The 15,584-nt window shown below is 41.6% G+C and carries 27 protein-coding genes, 1 other RNA gene and 1 pseudogene; all 29 read right to left on the bottom strand.

Annotated features, from left to right (window positions below; genetic code table 11):
- Positions 1 to 302 precede the first annotated feature (302 nt).
- The 29 genes and pseudogenes from AAFX60_019070 to AAFX60_018930 all read right to left on the bottom strand — a co-directional run bounded on the left by AAFX60_019070 (position 303) and on the right by AAFX60_018930 (position 15,493).
- Positions 303 to 1,085, bottom strand: a complete 783-nt coding sequence (locus AAFX60_019070; protein XDF79260.1) for a phage minor head protein — start codon at positions 1,083 to 1,085, stop codon at positions 303 to 305.
- Positions 1,078 to 2,630: pseudogene (locus tag AAFX60_019065) on the bottom strand (DUF935 domain-containing protein). Before AAFX60_019065 ends, AAFX60_019070 begins: the two are co-directional and overlap by 8 nt.
- A complete protein-coding gene (locus AAFX60_019060; GenBank protein XDF79259.1) occupies positions 2,627 to 4,222 on the bottom strand; it encodes a terminase family protein in 1,596 nt (531 codons plus the stop codon). Before AAFX60_019060 ends, AAFX60_019065 begins: the two are co-directional and overlap by 4 nt.
- Positions 4,222 to 4,806, bottom strand: a complete 585-nt coding sequence (locus tag AAFX60_019055) for a DUF3486 family protein (protein XDF79258.1) — start codon at positions 4,804 to 4,806, stop codon at positions 4,222 to 4,224. Before AAFX60_019055 ends, AAFX60_019060 begins: the two co-directional genes overlap by 1 nt.
- A gap of 9 nt (positions 4,807 to 4,815) precedes the next feature.
- A complete protein-coding gene (locus AAFX60_019050) occupies positions 4,816 to 5,106 on the bottom strand; it encodes an ArsR family transcriptional regulator (GenBank protein XDF79257.1) in 291 nt (96 codons plus the stop codon).
- A 7-nt stretch (positions 5,107 to 5,113) separates the two neighbouring features.
- Entirely contained in the window at positions 5,114 to 5,413 is a 300-nt protein-coding gene (locus AAFX60_019045) for a DUF2730 family protein (protein ID XDF79256.1), read from the bottom strand.
- Positions 5,414 to 5,629, bottom strand: coding sequence for a TraR/DksA C4-type zinc finger protein (locus AAFX60_019040; protein XDF79255.1), 216 nt, complete (start codon positions 5,627 to 5,629; stop codon positions 5,414 to 5,416).
- Entirely contained in the window at positions 5,626 to 6,165 is a 540-nt protein-coding gene (locus tag AAFX60_019035; protein ID XDF79254.1) for a hypothetical protein, read from the bottom strand. The genes AAFX60_019040 and AAFX60_019035 overlap by 4 nt, the downstream gene beginning before the upstream one ends.
- Positions 6,150 to 6,416 carry a hypothetical protein gene (locus AAFX60_019030; GenBank protein XDF79253.1) on the bottom strand — a complete coding sequence of 89 codons (267 nt, stop codon included), beginning with the start codon at positions 6,414 to 6,416 and terminating at the stop codon, positions 6,150 to 6,152. Before AAFX60_019030 ends, AAFX60_019035 begins: the two co-directional genes overlap by 16 nt.
- A gap of 2 nt (positions 6,417 to 6,418) precedes the next feature.
- A complete protein-coding gene (locus AAFX60_019025) occupies positions 6,419 to 6,841 on the bottom strand; it encodes a DUF5675 family protein (GenBank protein ID XDF79252.1) in 423 nt (140 codons plus the stop codon).
- Positions 6,842 to 6,927: 86 nt separating this feature from the next.
- Positions 6,928 to 7,389 (bottom strand): hypothetical protein, encoded by a 462-nt coding sequence (locus tag AAFX60_019020; protein ID XDF79251.1) that lies wholly within the window; start codon positions 7,387 to 7,389, stop codon positions 6,928 to 6,930.
- Positions 7,390 to 7,399: 10 nt separating this feature from the next.
- The gene (locus tag AAFX60_019015; GenBank protein ID XDF79250.1) at positions 7,400 to 7,816 is read right to left on the bottom strand and encodes a Mor transcription activator family protein; all 417 of its coding nucleotides are present in this window, start codon (positions 7,814 to 7,816) and stop codon (positions 7,400 to 7,402) included.
- 81 nt (positions 7,817 to 7,897) lie between these two features.
- Positions 7,898 to 8,128, bottom strand: a complete 231-nt coding sequence (locus AAFX60_019010) for a helix-turn-helix transcriptional regulator (GenBank protein ID XDF79249.1) — start codon at positions 8,126 to 8,128, stop codon at positions 7,898 to 7,900.
- A gap of 2 nt (positions 8,129 to 8,130) precedes the next feature.
- Complete coding sequence (locus AAFX60_019005; GenBank protein ID XDF79248.1) at positions 8,131 to 8,457, bottom strand: hypothetical protein; 327 nt, start codon at positions 8,455 to 8,457, stop codon at positions 8,131 to 8,133.
- The gene (locus tag AAFX60_019000; GenBank protein XDF79247.1) at positions 8,458 to 8,652 is read right to left on the bottom strand and encodes a hypothetical protein; all 195 of its coding nucleotides are present in this window, start codon (positions 8,650 to 8,652) and stop codon (positions 8,458 to 8,460) included.
- A complete protein-coding gene (locus AAFX60_018995; GenBank protein ID XDF79246.1) occupies positions 8,653 to 9,213 on the bottom strand; it encodes a regulatory protein GemA in 561 nt (186 codons plus the stop codon).
- A gap of 9 nt (positions 9,214 to 9,222) precedes the next feature.
- Positions 9,223 to 9,465: a hypothetical protein gene (locus tag AAFX60_018990; protein XDF79245.1), complete on the bottom strand. Its 243-nt coding sequence runs from the start codon at positions 9,463 to 9,465 to the stop codon at positions 9,223 to 9,225.
- 16 nt (positions 9,466 to 9,481) lie between these two features.
- Positions 9,482 to 9,554, bottom strand: an RNA gene (locus AAFX60_018985) — hammerhead ribozyme type II.
- Positions 9,554 to 10,090 (bottom strand): hypothetical protein, encoded by a 537-nt coding sequence (locus AAFX60_018980; protein XDF79244.1) that lies wholly within the window; start codon positions 10,088 to 10,090, stop codon positions 9,554 to 9,556. The genes AAFX60_018985 and AAFX60_018980 overlap by 1 nt, the downstream gene beginning before the upstream one ends.
- Complete coding sequence (locus tag AAFX60_018975; protein XDF79243.1) at positions 10,090 to 10,527, bottom strand: hypothetical protein; 438 nt, start codon at positions 10,525 to 10,527, stop codon at positions 10,090 to 10,092. The genes AAFX60_018980 and AAFX60_018975 overlap by 1 nt, the downstream gene beginning before the upstream one ends.
- Positions 10,520 to 10,696, bottom strand: coding sequence for a hypothetical protein (locus AAFX60_018970; protein ID XDF79242.1), 177 nt, complete (start codon positions 10,694 to 10,696; stop codon positions 10,520 to 10,522). Before AAFX60_018970 ends, AAFX60_018975 begins: the two co-directional genes overlap by 8 nt.
- A complete protein-coding gene (locus AAFX60_018965; GenBank protein XDF79241.1) occupies positions 10,680 to 10,910 on the bottom strand; it encodes a hypothetical protein in 231 nt (76 codons plus the stop codon). Before AAFX60_018965 ends, AAFX60_018970 begins: the two co-directional genes overlap by 17 nt.
- Positions 10,903 to 11,109: an ANR family transcriptional regulator gene (locus AAFX60_018960; GenBank protein ID XDF79240.1), complete on the bottom strand. Its 207-nt coding sequence runs from the start codon at positions 11,107 to 11,109 to the stop codon at positions 10,903 to 10,905. The genes AAFX60_018965 and AAFX60_018960 overlap by 8 nt, the downstream gene beginning before the upstream one ends.
- Positions 11,110 to 11,379: 270 nt before the next feature.
- Positions 11,380 to 11,997: a DUF3164 family protein gene (locus AAFX60_018955; protein ID XDF79239.1), complete on the bottom strand. Its 618-nt coding sequence runs from the start codon at positions 11,995 to 11,997 to the stop codon at positions 11,380 to 11,382.
- A gap of 3 nt (positions 11,998 to 12,000) precedes the next feature.
- Positions 12,001 to 12,207: a hypothetical protein gene (locus AAFX60_018950; GenBank protein ID XDF79238.1), complete on the bottom strand. Its 207-nt coding sequence runs from the start codon at positions 12,205 to 12,207 to the stop codon at positions 12,001 to 12,003.
- Between the two features lie 12 nt (positions 12,208 to 12,219).
- Positions 12,220 to 12,534 (bottom strand): hypothetical protein, encoded by a 315-nt coding sequence (locus tag AAFX60_018945; GenBank protein XDF79237.1) that lies wholly within the window; start codon positions 12,532 to 12,534, stop codon positions 12,220 to 12,222.
- Positions 12,535 to 12,539: 5 nt separating this feature from the next.
- The gene (locus tag AAFX60_018940) at positions 12,540 to 12,887 is read right to left on the bottom strand and encodes a hypothetical protein (GenBank protein XDF79236.1); all 348 of its coding nucleotides are present in this window, start codon (positions 12,885 to 12,887) and stop codon (positions 12,540 to 12,542) included.
- A gap of 10 nt (positions 12,888 to 12,897) precedes the next feature.
- On the bottom strand, positions 12,898 to 13,845 hold the full coding sequence (locus AAFX60_018935) for an AAA family ATPase (GenBank protein XDF79235.1): 948 nt from the start codon (positions 13,843 to 13,845) through the stop codon (positions 12,898 to 12,900).
- Positions 13,846 to 13,870: 25 nt separating this feature from the next.
- A complete protein-coding gene (locus AAFX60_018930; protein XDF79234.1) occupies positions 13,871 to 15,493 on the bottom strand; it encodes a transposase domain-containing protein in 1,623 nt (540 codons plus the stop codon).
- Positions 15,494 to 15,584: the final 91 nt, after the last annotated feature.

The following is a 15,584-nucleotide window of genomic DNA, read 5'->3' as shown; positions in this document are numbered from 1 at the left end:
TACTCCATAAATTGACCGTTACATAGCAATCTCCTTGTGGTTGATTGATATGTTTCTTGGTAGGAGTTCATAATGCACCGACGTGCGAAGACATTGTGAATAACATCGATTGATTAAAATAGGTGAGTTTTGGATTAGGTATTGCGAAGGGGAAGGCTTTATAGATTACAGATAAAAATCAGGTTAGCAAGCTGAAAGACAACTGCTAACCTAAATACATTATAAAACCGCATTTAAACACTGTTTAAATTTAACTGAGCGCGTTTAAACTTTTTTTATCTCGTGATTATCTTAATTTCATTTTAAACGCCCTTAGAGAGCGTTTGACGCATTAACGTCTCTTTTTGAACTAGGTCTAGAGAAAGTGCTTTTTCTCGCTCTTTACCAGGATTGTAGTTCCAACCTGGATCAATTCCTACTGGTAAGGTGGTTTCTTCTCCTGTTCTTTTGTTTACCCACTTCTTAGTTTTATCTGGTGGTGCAGTGGTTGTTACTTTTTTATCCTGGATAAGTTTATCGGCTTCAAACTTTGATACCTGCCTTATCCAACAATTACACCCCCATCCATTTGGGGGCATATGGTTAATCCAAAACTCATCACCCACTGGCAGCAATATTCCATTCCATTTAACATGCTCAAGTCTATGCTCAAGAGATGGGCCTAGCTGATAAAGCAAATAGGGCATAGCTCGTTTTGTTCGTTCTATTCGTTCCCATTGCCCAGCAGCTCTTGCTGTTCTCATGTTGGTTTTGTAAATGGTTTTTATACGTCCTTCACTGCCTAATTGAACGAGCTTTGTTTCTTTGGTGGTTGGGTCATCCATTTCTTGAATGCCCCACCAACCGGATTTTACTAACAGTGGTTTTAGTATGTCGCGGAACTGTACAAAGGTTTGGCCTTGCTCTATGGCTTCATCGATTAACCCTTTTACTTCGACAAGCAAATCAGCATTGAGCATTTTTGCTACGGTGAAGGCGTTTGCGTGCTCTTCTTCCCACACGTCACGGTAATCAAAAGAAGGCTCTATGCCTTTCTTTTTAAACCATGCTAATGCTTCTTTTGAGATCACGCTTTCATTAGGCATCTTTCGCGTCTCCCAATCCTCTTGCTTTAAACATATACTCCGTCATAGCTGCGACGAACGCGTCTGCACCTAGTTCTTCTTGAAGTTGCGGTAACTTGGCGTTGAACTCTTCAAAGGTATCGACAGAATTTGCCAATGATAAGATTGGGTTCATGAAATCCTCTGCGGTTTCTACCCAATCTTTCATGGCTTCGTTTGTCATGTCTTCAATTTCTTTATCTACCGTTTTGCTTACTTGGTTAATAGCAAGGCGACGGTTTAACCCTAACTCTGTTGGGGTTGGGGTTTGAACTTGGTTAACGGGATGAAGTACTCGTTCGCTATCTTCTGCCGCTTTTAGTCCGAACTTATTTAAGATTGAATCTTCAGTCACACGAACGCCGCGATCAATCATTGGTGTTAAAGAGTCAACAAAGACTTTTAGATCTTCTGGCTCATGAACTTTGATGCGCACTTTTGGTAACAGTCTTGTACACCCCAATTAAGAATAATGTAAGGCTTAACCAGGTATTCGTTAACGCACGCTTCTAGTTGTCTTGCGTCCCATTTTGCAATATCTAAACGCACTTCGTTATGAACAGTGGCTTGTGATTGTGAGCTGCCATTGTCGGCTGTCATGGTTTGACCAAGCACGGCTTTACTTATTTGCTCATCACACCAACGTGCCATGTTCTCAAATAGAGTATTACCGCCATTGCCTTTTGCGGTTTCAATTAGCTCCAGTTTCATGGATTCCGGAATAACTGCACCTGCATCACTGGCAATACGACCAATGGCATTGACTAGCGTATTGATGTCATCTGGACTTGCGTTCGCGCCATACTTACCCACACGAATTGGAATACCGAACACTTCAGCAAAGGCCCACCAATCACGAATGGTGAATGACTTTAGCATGTACATCACGGCAACTAATCTAGCTAGGCCATTGCGCCATACGCTGCCCGATTTCGAGCGTGGGGTATGAACCATAAATTTATAAGGCTCTAAAGGTTCACCGCTTGGAGCGTCATTACTGATAAGTAAAATTTTAGATAACGTGTCTTTATCTTGGCGCAAATATCTTGGGTCTACCCATGTGTAATCTTTTGGTTTCCACGGTGACTTTTGTGTATTCCAAAGAATTTGAACAACAGCTAACCCTTTACCAAGTCCATCGAGTAAATCAAAAAACAACTCTGGAATTTGATCATCATTCATCACTTCACGAACGCGCTCTGCCATTAGCATGTCTTGTTCGCTTTCACTGCATGGCTCTACACTTGGAGAAATAGCAGCGACGGCTAATTTACGGGTACGAAGTTGCGCAGCGTAATGTAGATCACGCTCTTCCATTTCTTCAGCTAATGTCATGAACGCTTCTGGGTCGTTGCCATCAATCACTGCACGAAGTAATCCGGCCAAACGTTGAGGAGTCACTGTTGATGCCACACTTGAAGGGCGTGGGTTTCTTACACTGGTGGTGAAGGCTTTAGCAATATCTTCAGACAGCAGTGCTTTATCTGCTTTTATTGGTTTACCTTGTGCGTCTAAAATTCCGGTCATAGTCTAATTCCTTTACCGCGCAAGTCTTGATGCGGCATATCTTCAAATCGGTTGTTGTCTTCTGCTGTTCCATAAAAGGATCGCGTTGTTTCATCACCAACGGCTTTAATGGTATGTAGACCGTAACGGGTGATATCAGCCTTTGATGCTAAGTAGGCAAACCAAATAGCGATAGCACTATCGCCGTGTCGTTTGTTTCCGTTTTCGCCTTTGGTTCTGCTTGAATCAATACTTGGCACTCCGGCCTTGATTTGTATTTGTCCCAAGTCGGTAATGACGTCTTCATGCTTTGGTAGCAGTAGTTCGTCGTCTTCAAAAGCGGCTTTAAACGATGGCATATTTTCACGGTAGTAAGACACAGACAACATGACTTCCACTACTTCTTCACCGTATTTGTATCTTGCTTGCTCGGCTAAGTATTGGCCGTTACCACGTGCATCGAGATAAATACCATCACGGCGAGGCAGTTGATCACATATATAATAGAGGGCTTGTTCTTGCTGTTTGAATGGCACGTTACCAAGTTCTAATAAAAATGGAACTTCTCGCGTTGTGTCATTATGAACCGCTATTGGTGCATAAACAGTTAAGTCTCCAGAACGCGCGAAATCTTCCCCTAGTGAATGACGAAGTTTAGGATCCAACTTATCAAGCTCTGGCTGAACGTGTTCATCTAGCCATTCTTTCATCTCGGCTTCACGAATGTGCTCTTTAGCTTGGTTAAACTCTGACGTTCCTGTAAAGGATAAAACTGGTGCATCAGTTAAACGTGCAGCTCGTTCACGTAATCCGCGACTAATATAAGCACCGCCGCCGTTCTTTGGTATACACTGATATTCTTCTAATGCATCTTCTTCAGTTGCGGTGTCTTTGAGAAGATTACTCTTCCATTCATCTTCTTTTTCTTGAGTCCATTCTTGCTTTGTTACCTGACAAATTCGCTGATAGAGCCCCTCTAAACAAGCATCATCAAGGGTAACGGTATGGATTGAGTAACGCTTTTTACCTGCTCGGCTATCTTGGATTAACTGATTGAATTGATTGTCTATACCATTGTGAGTAGATATAAGACGGACTTTAGAACCCCACATGGTTAATGCAAGGGCGGCTTTTAGTACTTCAGCTAATCGCTCGTGAAATGCAGCCTCATCGATAATAACCGTTCCTTGCATACCACGAAGGTTTGAAGGGTTACTCGATAACGCCTGAACCTTTAAACCCGATTCAAAGTAGATGACAAAGGTAAGAATGTCTTTGTCTTCATCGTTGAGAATATCTTCTTGAACTTCTCCAGCCGCTTTATCGAATATCTTGGCCCATAGAGCAACAGCATCAATAAACTCTCGTGCCATTTCTTTGTTCGAACCAACATAGAAGACGTTATTTCCACCTTCACTTTTGGCAGTGCCAGCACTCAGCGCAGAATCTGCCGCTTCAGCAAACGTCAAACCAGTACGACGTGACTTCTCTGCAATCTTAAGCACTGATTCATCGGCTATCCAACGTTTCTGATATCCAAGTAAAAGCTCATCCTTGTCGAACTTGACAAGGATGTTTTCAGTAATCGAATTGACGTTCAGTGATTCTGTCATTATGAAATTCCTAGTAGCTCGGCTTTCAACATCTTCACGGTGTCTGACGTTAGTCCTGCTTTCTTAGCTACTTGATCAGTTTTTGCAACCATCTCTTCAGCAAAGGCTTTACGAATTTCTTGCTCAACTTTATGAGACACCATTGATGATTGCTCGATACGTTGAATAACCAATGCTAATTGTGCTAATGCCTTTGGTGGTATTGGCTCTTGGTTAGCTTCTGATTCTTCCATCATGTGCGATGATGTTTCAAACGCCATAGTACGAACGAACTCTTGCAGCAACTTACCTAACTCTGAGGTAGGGGCATCTCCAAGTTTTGCTGTCCAGACTTCGGCCACTTCACGAGCCTGACGAATACGTGCCCCCATGTTTTCCATTTTCTTGGCGTAGCGGTTGAAGCTTGAACGGCTTGGCTTGGCATCTTCACCTAGTCCTGCTTCGTCAATCATTTCGTGCACAGCGGCGAGTATGTCTTTTTGCTGCATATTGCCAGAGCGAATAAGCACGTTTAATTGCTGCTTTATCTCTTCTGGTAATAGCGAAATTTTAGACTTTCGGTTTACAGGTGCAGTAATCGTCATTGGTTGCTCCTATGCTCGTGGGCGTTTTACGCCAGGGACAACGGCTTGACCTGTTGCCACATCTTCACCACGGCTAGTTAACTTAGCAATCATGCAACCTGCTAACTCACGAGTGGTCACTAACTCTTGCTCTTCTAACCAACTGATACGAGTGCGAACCGTATCACGGCTTACATTGTGGCCGTAACAATCTAGGCATGAATCAATAATAGATTCGTTTGCTTCGTAAGATGGCATTTCAAGCAATGATCGCAAAATGACCAAGTGTTGGTCTTGTTTTAAAAGTTCTTTAAAGCTCATTTGAACCTCATTTATCTTGTTTTAGCTGTTGCTCTAATAGCAATTGTGCCAAATGGTTGATTGGTTTTATTTCCGCTTTTAGCTCTCGCAGCTCTCCGCGAGTTTCTGAAAGCTCTAGCCTTAGATTTTGCACATCTTGATGAGAAGGTAGATGCTTTATTTGCTCGGTTAAATCTGCCACGTTCTTGTTCACCTTTTCTAGTTCCTCACGTCGAGCGTAAGTTTTGGCTAAAAGAATTTGGATGATTTGAACGAGCGTTAGAACCAACGCCCAAATCATCGGCCACCATGATTTGAGTACTTCCATTTACGATTCCTGTTTTGATTGACAAGGAACACAACGCACTGCACTAGGGTTGGCATTAAGGCGTTCTTGCGAAATGAGATTGCCACACGTTAAACAATATCGGCCGTGATCATCTTCATCCGGTGTTTCTGTAATTCGATTTTCTTGATGACGCTTTAGGCTATTGCTTTGAAAGCGTTCGTCATTTTCTTGAGCTCTATCAAATTGGTCTGTCATGATGCAGTTCCTACTGTTTTTTCACGGTGACGCAAACCAAGGTAAGCCACGCAAGGAGACATTAATAAACCTGCTACGGCCATGTCTGGACCTGTTCCATATGAGTAAGCATTGGCGACTGACATTGAAATAACGTAAATAGCAGTAGCAATAAAACTCCAAAATGCAATACGTGGTCGAGAGCGTCGCACAACAGGGTCACCAGATACATCACCGTTTCTGATTGTGGCTTGCGCTTGTTCGTGCTCGGCTTGTGCATCTTGTGCTGCAATTTCTAAACGGCGCGTGTTTTCTTTTTCAAGCGCTATTTTTAACTCTTCAAGTTGAGCAAGGGATTCTGGTGGTAGGTTTCCAAGCTCTTTCATAATCAGATTTTCTTTATCTGATTGGTCGGTTAGCTTGTCGGCTACTTCAACAATGTTTGCTACTTTATCTGCGGTGTCTGAGCCACCAAATAAACTGGACACACCACGTATTACCGTTGGCCCTAGCTTTACCGCCAGTGAAGCGACGGATGCCATTAATGAAAGTGACATTTTCGTAAACTCCTAAGTTTTGATAATCGATCCCCTTTGGGTTGTATTGGCACATCCTTTTTACAATGGACTCGAATATCAACAGGGGTGACACGGTTCCATGCTTTTGAAAATAGACTTTGCATGGTGGCATCGTGACTGAATAAAGGGGGTGCGGTTGGGACTGGCTCACCAGTGGTAGCAAAGCGTAACTCTGCTTCTAAGCGCATTTCACGCCCTTTGGTTTTTGAGTATTCCCAATTCGCGCCCATGGTTATGCCTTGCGAATAATTAATTTTGCAGGCTTGTGGTCGATGTAGTTCATCAACTCAAGAAGTGCATCACGAGAGCTTAATACTGCCCACTCGTTATCAACCACACCAAAATCTAGACCTGGTGCAATACAACCTTGAAGCTGTGATGGTTTGTTTGCGGCATGGATTAGGCAGTGTGTACGAATTGATGGACCGTAAATAGTGACACCAAGTGATGGTGCTGATAGCGCTAAACATTTACCAAAGCGTGGTGAATCGTGCGGTGTTACATCATAAACACCTTCAGGAATGCACGAGATATTAGGCGTGTTATTAGCCCATTCACGCTCGACGGTTTTTAGCATTGGGTTGCCGTTCTCATCGCAAAGAATGGAGAACGTGCCATGTGTGAAATAATTTCGGTGGAGAGTTAGTGTTTTCATTGCACAACCTATAAACATTAACGGAAGTTAATTTTTATAGATTGTGCTTTATGTTAGGAGGTGGGATAAATTAACCTTCGGTGATGTTACTCAAGTGAGCAAGAAGCTATTAATCCTAGCTTTGTTTTTGTTAATTTCGTTTTAAAATGGTAGCCCCATACTAGTGTGCTTACTTTATTTTCATAAGCACCAAGCGCAGATGTGAAGCTCTCCATCATTGACTTTTTTAGCGTTTCATTTTGAAGCATGTTTATAGCAGACAATGAAGTGGTAACACAATGAAGATTAGCAAAAGAATAAGAAAGCATTATCTCAGCTTCACTTTCTCCAGCAATTGTCATCATAGATGATACATTATTTTTACTAACAAAAATAACCCCATTTTTTACTGATTGACTTTTGCTATCTCCAATATCTTTCCATTCATTGGATTTTGTAAACCCACTGTCATTAATCCTGCTTACCATTAAATCTACATTTGGTAGTTCTTTAGCTAAAGATGGCATTGAAAAAGCAAGTACCAACATAGCGATTAATAAATGTTTCATTATTCTATCCTTAAAACAAACTAGGTTGACGGCGTTTGATTTCTCTTGCTCGCATCATCTTGACTATTCGATAAACATGGTTTTCGCTCATGTCGTATTTTCGGGTTAGTTCTCTAACGTTGTCGCCTTTAAAATCGTTCCAGACGCTAAACTTTAAGATCATGTTACTGAGTGCTTCGCCGCGTGGGAGGTAGAATTGCATCCCACCGAAGGTTTTGCAAATAGAATTTAACTGAGTAATGGCAAGTGATTTGTCTATGCCTGCGTTTTCTAAATCGGTTGCAAGTAAGTCATACATTTGGCGCATGTCTTCTGGCCATCTTACTTTCTCTTCTTCATCGACCATGTTGTCGATATCTTCTGCTGTGACTTCTGTAAATCCAAACAGGTCTTGATTGTGCTCTGCACTTTGGGTTGCTGGTCTCATGATTACCTCCAAATAAAAAAAACCACCCGTTTGATTGGGTGGTTTTATTTTACCTTGAGGTGTTGGGTGGTGGGATGGTTTTTAGTTTTCTGACTGGTTGTTTAGTGCTGAAATCTGAGTAGAATTTAACTTGTATACAGTTTTAATTTTCTCTACAACATTAGAATCTATTATCTTTCCGTACTCAATTGAAGAAAGATAGGCAGAACCAATTCCGATAGATACCGCCATATCTCTCAACGTTAAACACTCTTTAATTCGAATAGCTCGAAGAATTTTACCAAGCGGCGTCACGTGTAAATTATCATTCATGTCTATTTTTCCTTTTGCGTAGAGCGTTTATTCGCTCTGTTTACTTGGGCTTTAATGTTTCTTAACTCGCGTTTTTTATCTTCTATCTCTTCACTTAATTGTTTTGTTTTACCTCTTAAATATCTTAGATTGCTTCTAATTCTTATTTCTTTCTCTGCAATCTTCATTACATAATCGAATGCATCGAAATGTTGACCGCAATTGTCACAAACAATTAAGCGCCTTTTTTCATCAATAGTTAATTCACTATGAGCGCATTGATAATCACTAACTTTCTTTTCACCAATTTTGAATTGTTGCTTTCTAGTAAAGTCAACGATATCTACCATTTAGTTCACCTTTTCCATATTAAATACATCCATCCAACTTTGAATTTCTATTTCTAATTCGTTTTGTTGCTCTGGTGTTAACTTGGTAGCAATAAAAACACGAAGACCTTCAATGAACGCGCAGCAAGAATTTTCTGATTCAATAGCTTTCATTGCTCGTTCTCGCCATTCTTTCGTTACTAATACTTTTTTCATCTATCTCACCGATTCTTTATTCTGCAAATAACCATCTTCAAAATGTTCTTTCAACAAGTCGTAACCTGCTGGGCCTGTTAAATCGTTATTTAGTGGAATGCGTCCACCTTGTTTAATAATGGATTCTGCCATTAGGCGGTAATGCCATTTCTTTAGTGCTTCTAATACGTTGTAGGCTTGGGTGCTGTTTAACCATGCGGCTTTTGCTACGCCTTTGCCATTGCTGTTATTTGTCATTCGCTTTACGTAAGCGTCTAATGCTGTTTCTGAGCGGTTTCTTACAAAGCCATGCTTATACATGGTTATCCATATTGCTCTGATTTTTAGCGTTTCGGCTGCTCTTACTTTGTCAGAACTGGGCGGTGACAACTTAATTTTTTTACTTTGCTTTGGCTTAAAGCCTTTGCGCTTCATTTCGTTGACGACTTTTGATAGTGCGAAATCACTTAACCCTTTGCAGCTTCTTTGGCCTGTGATGCGCTCTAATAAATCTCGGTAAATATCATCGTCCATGTTCAAGTCTCGCTTTGCGATTTGAACTAGCTTGAGGTTGTTAGACATAAATCCTCCTTATGCATGACTCGCTCTTGATTTGGTTTTGCTTTCGCTTTGGCACGCTTTGCACCAAGTTTGCAATCCATCATGTTGATTACAGCTGCGTAGGCTCCAGAATAATGTGTCTTGAGGCCAGTATTCTTGGCAATTGGGACAGTACTTTTCTAACCCTAGCAGTGTATCTATTCTTGATTTACCATTTGCGAGTCTGCGTTTTAATATTCCTGGTTTCATCAATGGTGTGTATTCTCCAAACATAAAACCCTCCTTTATCTTGTGGCTGCTCATCAGTACCTAGAAACCACTCTAGGCAGACAACTAAGGCGCGAACCTTAGTTGTTTCGCTTTATTGTTTTGGGCTCCAATTCATTTCTTTTAGCTTTTTGGCTATTGGACTTTTATCTCCGAATGGGTCTTGTCCAACCTTGATCATTCTTTCTGCTTGCTCGATGTACCATGCGCTGTTGTCTTGTTGCACTGGGGTTTCTGGCTCTTTGTTGTTCTTGCGTCTCTCTGGGCTTACGTTGTTTTTTACCGCTACGGTTTGGTAAACCTGTTTTAAGTAGTTGTGATTGGCTAATGGTTTTGAATCATTAAACTGCAATCGCTTTTCTCTTAGTTTGTTTACACACTCAACTAGGGCCGAAGCAAGAACATGATCTGCTATGTATTCATCAACCACTTCTTTGAGTAATCGTAATGCTCTGGTGTTTGATAAATCGGATTTTGCTGGGCGAAATAAACCAAGGTAGTTAAGCAATGGTCGCGCTACAAAATCGGGTAGTGTTGCCATAGTTGCCAGTAGTTCTCTTCCTGCATCATCTTGAATCAGAGCATCTAAATGAATGTTGGCATGGCAGCATGGGCAGCGTGTTAGTTTCATTATTCGTCTCCCATGCAATCGGCTTTTACTAGCTCGATGCCTTCTAATTTTTTGTACTGACGACAGAGAACGGATGCTTTAGAGAAGTACGGCATAAGATATTCATACTTGTCGTGAATATCAGGAACTATCTCTAACACTCTTCTTTTCCCAAATTGTTTAATCAATTTTTTCGCCCTTGATGGTGAATAATGATGACGTTGTTTTGTGCAACAAACTTCTTTCATGATTGATGGTTTATCTTCTGTTTTATCTAGAAGCCAAGCCCCTTTCATTACGTCATCAATATAAATACCAAGACACGTTTTTGATTCGCCTTCACGTACACGTGTTACTGTTATTTCATATCCTTGGTAACTGAATACAACATTCACAAACATGTGCGACATTTCTTCTTCTAGCTTTTTCCACATTTCTTTACTTATTGATTTACTCATCTTCATCTTCCTTATCTGTTACTTTTTTGATTATGGTTTTGGCTTTTGGTAGTGGGGTGTTTCTCCAATCGCCACAATGTTTATCTGCCCACTGTTCTGCTTCTTCTTTGTTGCATCTGTTGAACGTTTGAATGTAGGCGATTAATTCTTTGCTACTCTTTGAGGCCATCTTGCTCATCCATTAACGCTTCGTATTCTTCTCTTACGTTTGAGCCTTGTCTGGTTAGGATGAACTGCATTGCTGCGATGTAACCTTCTTCAAAGCTGCTGTCTGGAAAAGCGGTGCCTTCTTCATCTATCAGCACTTGTGCCATTTCTATTTCTCGCTCTATGGCACTGTATGAGTGAGCGGTGGTGAATGAGCGTTGCAGTTCGTTACCCATGTTGTTCTCCTCTTGCGAAGCGTGAGTCACAAAATTCAGCACGAGCAATTGACCATCTTAAGTTTTTATTTGATGTATCTAGCGCTGTATTTAGTGAGGCTTCCCACCATGCGTCTTTTGCTATTCCGTATAAACCTTGACGCTCTGCGCGAGCTGCCATGTTTGCGTAGTACTGGTAGTGGTAGATTTCTTTTTTCATATCCATTGCCTTTCTTTTTGGTACACCGTGACGATGTTATGATTTTTGATAATGAAGTATGCGTGCTGGCATTCGAGTATTCGTTTTGGTTTAAAGCCTTGCTCGCGCTTCATGATTATTCGCAGTTGGCGTTTGGTTGGGCGGTGGGATGTTTCCACCGCCGTTTTTAGTTGCTGCTCACTGCGTCCTGTTCGCTCTTTCCAACGCTCTATTGCGTGGTAAGAAACCCTGATTTTTCCGTATCGGGTTTGGATGAGCATTTACACCTCGCTATAGCTTGCTTACATCTAATGAGATTTGGTTGTACTTACCGTTTAAATCGCGTTTATACACTCTTAGATATGCACAGGTTCCTGTCACTTGGATTGAATCTGCGATAGCTTCCATTGCTTCTATCCAATCTGCATCATCAATATTTAACTGACGAAGACTAAGCACTTGGTTTACGTCGATGTGTCCTTGCTTGCTTACGCGGAACGCATGATCAACTAGTGATTTGATTTGGTCGCTTGACCCTTCTGACCAGCGCATGATGCATTCATCAATTTTTGCTTTGGCTGCTTGGATGCGCTCATCAAAGATACGATGCTCTCCAACTGAGCGTTGAACTTTGTACATGCCATCAAAAGAAAGTAGGGTTACGTTTCCTTTTGTTCCACCGTAATTAACGCCGTATTCTTCTGCGCTTAGGTCTACGAAATCAGCCACTTCTGACATTGCTGATTGCTTAAACTCTGAAACGGTTGCTTGAACTTTTAATGCTTTTTCTACGATGCTGTTAACGACATCATCACGCAGCTTGTCGATTTCTTTAATTTGCGTTTCTGGTACTAGGTGACCTAGTGCGTTGTTACGGTAGCCTTGTGGTGGATAGATTGAAGTTTTCATGTCTTATTCCTTGATGATTGAAAAAGTGTAAGAGCCGTTTTCGTCAGTAACTTTAACTTCATTAAAGTCTTCTTTTTCTAGTTCTGAGATTGCTTTTAGTAGCGCGTTCAAATCGGCTTGAGCGTTTTCCAATTTCTTCTCAAGCGTTTCTTTTTGTTGGTCTAAAACGCTCATATAAACTTTCTTACTAATTACGGTTGCATTTTTCATGATGTTTCTCTCTTAATTTAAAATCGGTGTTGGCTTAATAAAAATGTCTTTCAACGTTAGTGCGAATTGGAACATTGCTTCTTTGGTTTCGTCTGTTTTCCAGTTGACAATGCATCCTTTGTATCTGGTGGTTCTTATTAATTTCTGCTCGTTTTGATGCGCACTTTTAATCAATGAACTTTGCATCATCAGCTCGCAGCTTGGGTTTGAGATGGTGATTACTGGTCGATTAAAATTTAGGTTGATGGTATGAACATCCATTCCTTTTCGCTCTAGCAGCTCAATGACGTTCTTGGCTGCGCGACGCTTTTCATTCATCGGTGTCATTGTTTTTATTCTCCGTAAGATTTAGCTTCTTTAATTGCTAGAGTTCGTCCTCTTCTCCAATAACGCATTGCCATTCGACGCATATTTGATGGGATATTTCTAAACTGATTCTTTACCATCTTTGTTGTAAATGGATGGTCTAGTGAGGAATATCCTTGTTCTTCAATTTCATCAGAAAGGTATTTAACTCTTGCTTTTTGATTACATCTAGGACACGGAATATAACCACCTTCATCTAGATAACTATTTCCATCTTCATCTGTTCCTCCACTGTCTAAATCCCACATAAACCCATCCACACATTGCCCATCTGGATATGGAGCTCCAAACTCATAACCTTGATAATCACACATAATTTATTCCTTACTCATTCGTCTCTAATTCTTGGAAAGCGGCACGTAATGTTTTGTCGGTAATGGTTGAACCATTGGCAAACATTGCGGCCAGTTTTAGTGTCTTACTTAGTAGTCGCAAACCACCTGGGCGCTCACTAATGTTGATCATTGTTTTACGCTCAGCTTCTTGATGAATTCCCCATGCTTCAGCAATGGCTTTTACATCAGCTTGTTTTGTTTTGTGGATGCCACGTTTCTTTGCAATGCGTGAAAACAAGCGTGCAAAGTCTTCGTTACGACGGCCGCCCGTTAGCTGCGTATACACTTTGTTGTTACCGACAAGAACCATTCCTATTCCTGTCTCTTCTTGCATGATGCGAAGCTCTTCTAGTGTTGGGTAATCTAGGTGATCTGCTTCGTCGATCACGACTAACCCCTCAGAGCCTTGTAGTCGGTTTCGGATAACGCGAGAAAGTGACCCTTTACGACGTGGTGCGTCGTCCATTCCTAGTTCCATTGCTAGTTCATAAAGACACTCAGTTAAACTTGATCGACTAGGGCTAGCTGTAATGTGCCAAACGTTGTTGTTGGTACGTTTGTATTCACGAATTGCTTCTGATTTACCAACCCCTGAAGCACCATAGATAACGACGATAGATTCACTGATTTGTGCATACGTCATGTCGTTGATAATTTGCTTTGCTGTGGTTGTCATAACAAAGCCTGGGTTAGTGATTGGTGCGTTGTTTTTTTGCTCACGAAGCGTTAGCCATTTCGCCATTTTTTCAATGATTTTTGTGGTGTCCGCTTTGTAGCTTCCTTTCAAAATTTGGCTAATAGTTGCAGGAGAAACACTCATCTCTTTTGCAAGCTGTGAAGCACTGACTTCTTTGCTATCTAAGATGGTGCGAATGCGCATTAGTGTGTCTACACTTTTTGATTCTTGCGCTTGTGAAATCGCTGTTACGTTTGTCATTTTTTATACTCCAGTTACCTAATGTTTAAATGCTGTTTGAATTTTTAGTGCTACGCCATTTAGCGATACTTGCTGCGAAATTTTCTTCATATTCTTCTTCCGCATCTTCTTCATATTTCGGCTGTGCTTTCACTGCATTACTGCCGATTGAAACTGGTCTAAATGGTTCTACTATTTTCGTCTCTGGTACTACTTCTTCTTCCAAAGGTTTCATTAATGCAGCTGCTTCAAGTGCGGTCATTTCATGCTGCGCTTTTGCGGCTATCTTGTTTGCTTTTCCAAATTGTGTACGCTTGCGTGTATGCTCTCTTGCTGCTTGCGTATCGCCAAAACCTACTTTGTCTAAACATGCTGCGGTACAAATTCGAACACCTTGAAGGGTGTAGATTTCTACTGATTCATGCAGCGCTAGTGGGTCGAATCTTGCTACTAGTTTTTGCCCTATAAAGTTGGTCAGCGTTTCATGGTGATAACGGTTCTTACGACCTTGTAAACTTCCCCCTGCTGACAGGGTAATTGTTCCGTGCTGCGATACTCTTGTTGCTTCTGCTTGCAGCATCATTAGTTGCAATTGCTCTGGTGTTGCTTTGCGTATTGCTGAGCTTTCGTAACTCGCATTAAATGCTTGGTTGTAACTCATGAAACCTTGGCACGCTTCCGAACTTCGGTTCTCTTTTGCGTTGAACATTTCTACGCCTTTCGCTACCGACTGTAGAAACACTTCTGCGTCTATCGCGGTGCTGCCGTAGTTGTCTGGTTTTGCCATTGGGTTAGGGCCTGTATAAGCACCTCGGTTTAATGGGTGTTTATCGATGTATTCATCTAAACCACCTACACCAAACGCTCGTTCTATCGGCTTGGCTTGACCATGACCTTTTCCTAATATGACGCTTGACCAGTGCAGCTTTATTCCCATCATTGGGATGATGCCTAGTGGGTCATCTTCTTTTACTTTGAATCGGTATCGGTTTGGTACGCCGCCCGTCATCCATTTGTTTGCTGCTGCTCTGGTGTTATCGATCGTTATTTCTTTTGGTATTCCGAACTTGTCGAACACATCCATCATTGATAATCGAATGCTGTCTGTGTTTTCGCTTATGTCGGTTCGCCATCCGATGATCTTGCGACTGTATATGTCTTGCCAGAACCATGTTTTTGGTCTTAGGATTTCGCCGTTAAACCATTTAACAAAGACGTTGTGTTGGTAACCATCTCCGTTTATCCATTGCATTGCGTGCAAGTCTGCTACGCTGCGTTCTTGCGGTGGGTACATCATTAATAATGCGTGCTCACCTTTACGTAACATGACGCGCTGCTCTACAGGAACCTCAAACGCCATTCTTCTTCTAATGCTGTCGTAACTTGGGATCTTCCATCCGTTGTGTGACGCTGCATCTTTTAATCTTTCATAACAAACGGTGAGGGTTGGCTCTTCGTTTGATAGATAATCAGCTTTGATAAAGTCCCATGCTTGGTCGTCTATCTCTGCAAAGTGTTTCTTTCTTGCTAGTTGAGCTGCTTCTTTATGTTTCGGTAGAAGAGCAGGAGCCCAATCAGCAATGTCTATTCGTTTTACTTGTGCGCAATATCTACGAAGGCTTGCCACTGGAATTCCGAACTCGTCAGAAACAGATTGATAAGCGTCCATTTTTGGAACCTGGTGGTTCATTAACTGCTGTACAGCCTGAACGGCTTTAAGCGTTTTCTTTGCTTTGTCTTGCGCTTTTGCACCTGCTTTA

The organism is Aliivibrio fischeri, assembly GCA_038993745.2.
Taxonomy (GTDB): Bacteria; Pseudomonadota; Gammaproteobacteria; order Enterobacterales; family Vibrionaceae; genus Aliivibrio; species Aliivibrio fischeri_B.
Note: the sequence above shows the minus strand (reverse complement) of the source record. Positions and strands in the feature narration are given on the sequence as shown.

Bases quoted from the DNA above. Each gene is read 5' to 3' on its own strand.
- AAFX60_018955 (XDF79239.1), bottom strand. From the start codon at position 11,997: ATGAAAACTTCAATCTATCCACCACAAGGCTACCGTAACAACGCACTA.
- AAFX60_018960 (XDF79240.1), bottom strand. From the start codon at position 11,109: ATGAAAAAAGAAATCTACCACTACCAGTACTACGCAAACATGGCAGCT.
- AAFX60_018945 (XDF79237.1), bottom strand. From the start codon at position 12,534: ATGACACCGATGAATGAAAAGCGTCGCGCAGCCAAGAACGTCATTGAG.
- AAFX60_018980 (XDF79244.1), bottom strand. From the start codon at position 10,090: ATGAAACTAACACGCTGCCCATGCTGCCATGCCAACATTCATTTAGAT.
- AAFX60_018970 (XDF79242.1), bottom strand. From the start codon at position 10,696: ATGGCCTCAAAGAGTAGCAAAGAATTAATCGCCTACATTCAAACGTTC.
- AAFX60_018975 (XDF79243.1), bottom strand. From the start codon at position 10,527: ATGAGTAAATCAATAAGTAAAGAAATGTGGAAAAAGCTAGAAGAAGAA.
- AAFX60_019000 (XDF79247.1), bottom strand. From the start codon at position 8,652: ATGAAAAAAGTATTAGTAACGAAAGAATGGCGAGAACGAGCAATGAAA.
- AAFX60_019010 (XDF79249.1), bottom strand. From the start codon at position 8,128: ATGAATGATAATTTACACGTGACGCCGCTTGGTAAAATTCTTCGAGCT.
- AAFX60_018950 (XDF79238.1), bottom strand. From the start codon at position 12,207: ATGAAAAATGCAACCGTAATTAGTAAGAAAGTTTATATGAGCGTTTTA.
- AAFX60_019060 (XDF79259.1), bottom strand. From the start codon at position 4,222: ATGACAGAATCACTGAACGTCAATTCGATTACTGAAAACATCCTTGTC.
- AAFX60_019055 (XDF79258.1), bottom strand. From the start codon at position 4,806: ATGACGATTACTGCACCTGTAAACCGAAAGTCTAAAATTTCGCTATTA.
- AAFX60_019015 (XDF79250.1), bottom strand. From the start codon at position 7,816: ATGAGACCAGCAACCCAAAGTGCAGAGCACAATCAAGACCTGTTTGGA.
- AAFX60_018990 (XDF79245.1), bottom strand. From the start codon at position 9,465: ATGTTTGGAGAATACACACCATTGATGAAACCAGGAATATTAAAACGC.
- AAFX60_019035 (XDF79254.1), bottom strand. From the start codon at position 6,165: ATGTCACTTTCATTAATGGCATCCGTCGCTTCACTGGCGGTAAAGCTA.
- AAFX60_019050 (XDF79257.1), bottom strand. From the start codon at position 5,106: ATGAGCTTTAAAGAACTTTTAAAACAAGACCAACACTTGGTCATTTTG.
- AAFX60_018935 (XDF79235.1), bottom strand. From the start codon at position 13,845: ATGACAAACGTAACAGCGATTTCACAAGCGCAAGAATCAAAAAGTGTA.
- AAFX60_018930 (XDF79234.1), bottom strand. From the start codon at position 15,493: ATGGACGCTTATCAATCTGTTTCTGACGAGTTCGGAATTCCAGTGGCA.
- AAFX60_019005 (XDF79248.1), bottom strand. From the start codon at position 8,457: ATGGTAGATATCGTTGACTTTACTAGAAAGCAACAATTCAAAATTGGT.
- AAFX60_018940 (XDF79236.1), bottom strand. From the start codon at position 12,887: ATGTGTGATTATCAAGGTTATGAGTTTGGAGCTCCATATCCAGATGGG.
- AAFX60_019040 (XDF79255.1), bottom strand. From the start codon at position 5,629: ATGACAGACCAATTTGATAGAGCTCAAGAAAATGACGAACGCTTTCAA.
- AAFX60_019020 (XDF79251.1), bottom strand. From the start codon at position 7,389: ATGAAACATTTATTAATCGCTATGTTGGTACTTGCTTTTTCAATGCCA.
- AAFX60_019045 (XDF79256.1), bottom strand. From the start codon at position 5,413: ATGGAAGTACTCAAATCATGGTGGCCGATGATTTGGGCGTTGGTTCTA.
- AAFX60_018995 (XDF79246.1), bottom strand. From the start codon at position 9,213: ATGTCTAACAACCTCAAGCTAGTTCAAATCGCAAAGCGAGACTTGAAC.
- AAFX60_019070 (XDF79260.1), bottom strand. From the start codon at position 1,085: ATGCCTAATGAAAGCGTGATCTCAAAAGAAGCATTAGCATGGTTTAAA.
- AAFX60_019025 (XDF79252.1), bottom strand. From the start codon at position 6,841: ATGAAAACACTAACTCTCCACCGAAATTATTTCACACATGGCACGTTC.
- AAFX60_018965 (XDF79241.1), bottom strand. From the start codon at position 10,910: ATGGGTAACGAACTGCAACGCTCATTCACCACCGCTCACTCATACAGT.
- AAFX60_019030 (XDF79253.1), bottom strand. From the start codon at position 6,416: ATGGGCGCGAATTGGGAATACTCAAAAACCAAAGGGCGTGAAATGCGC.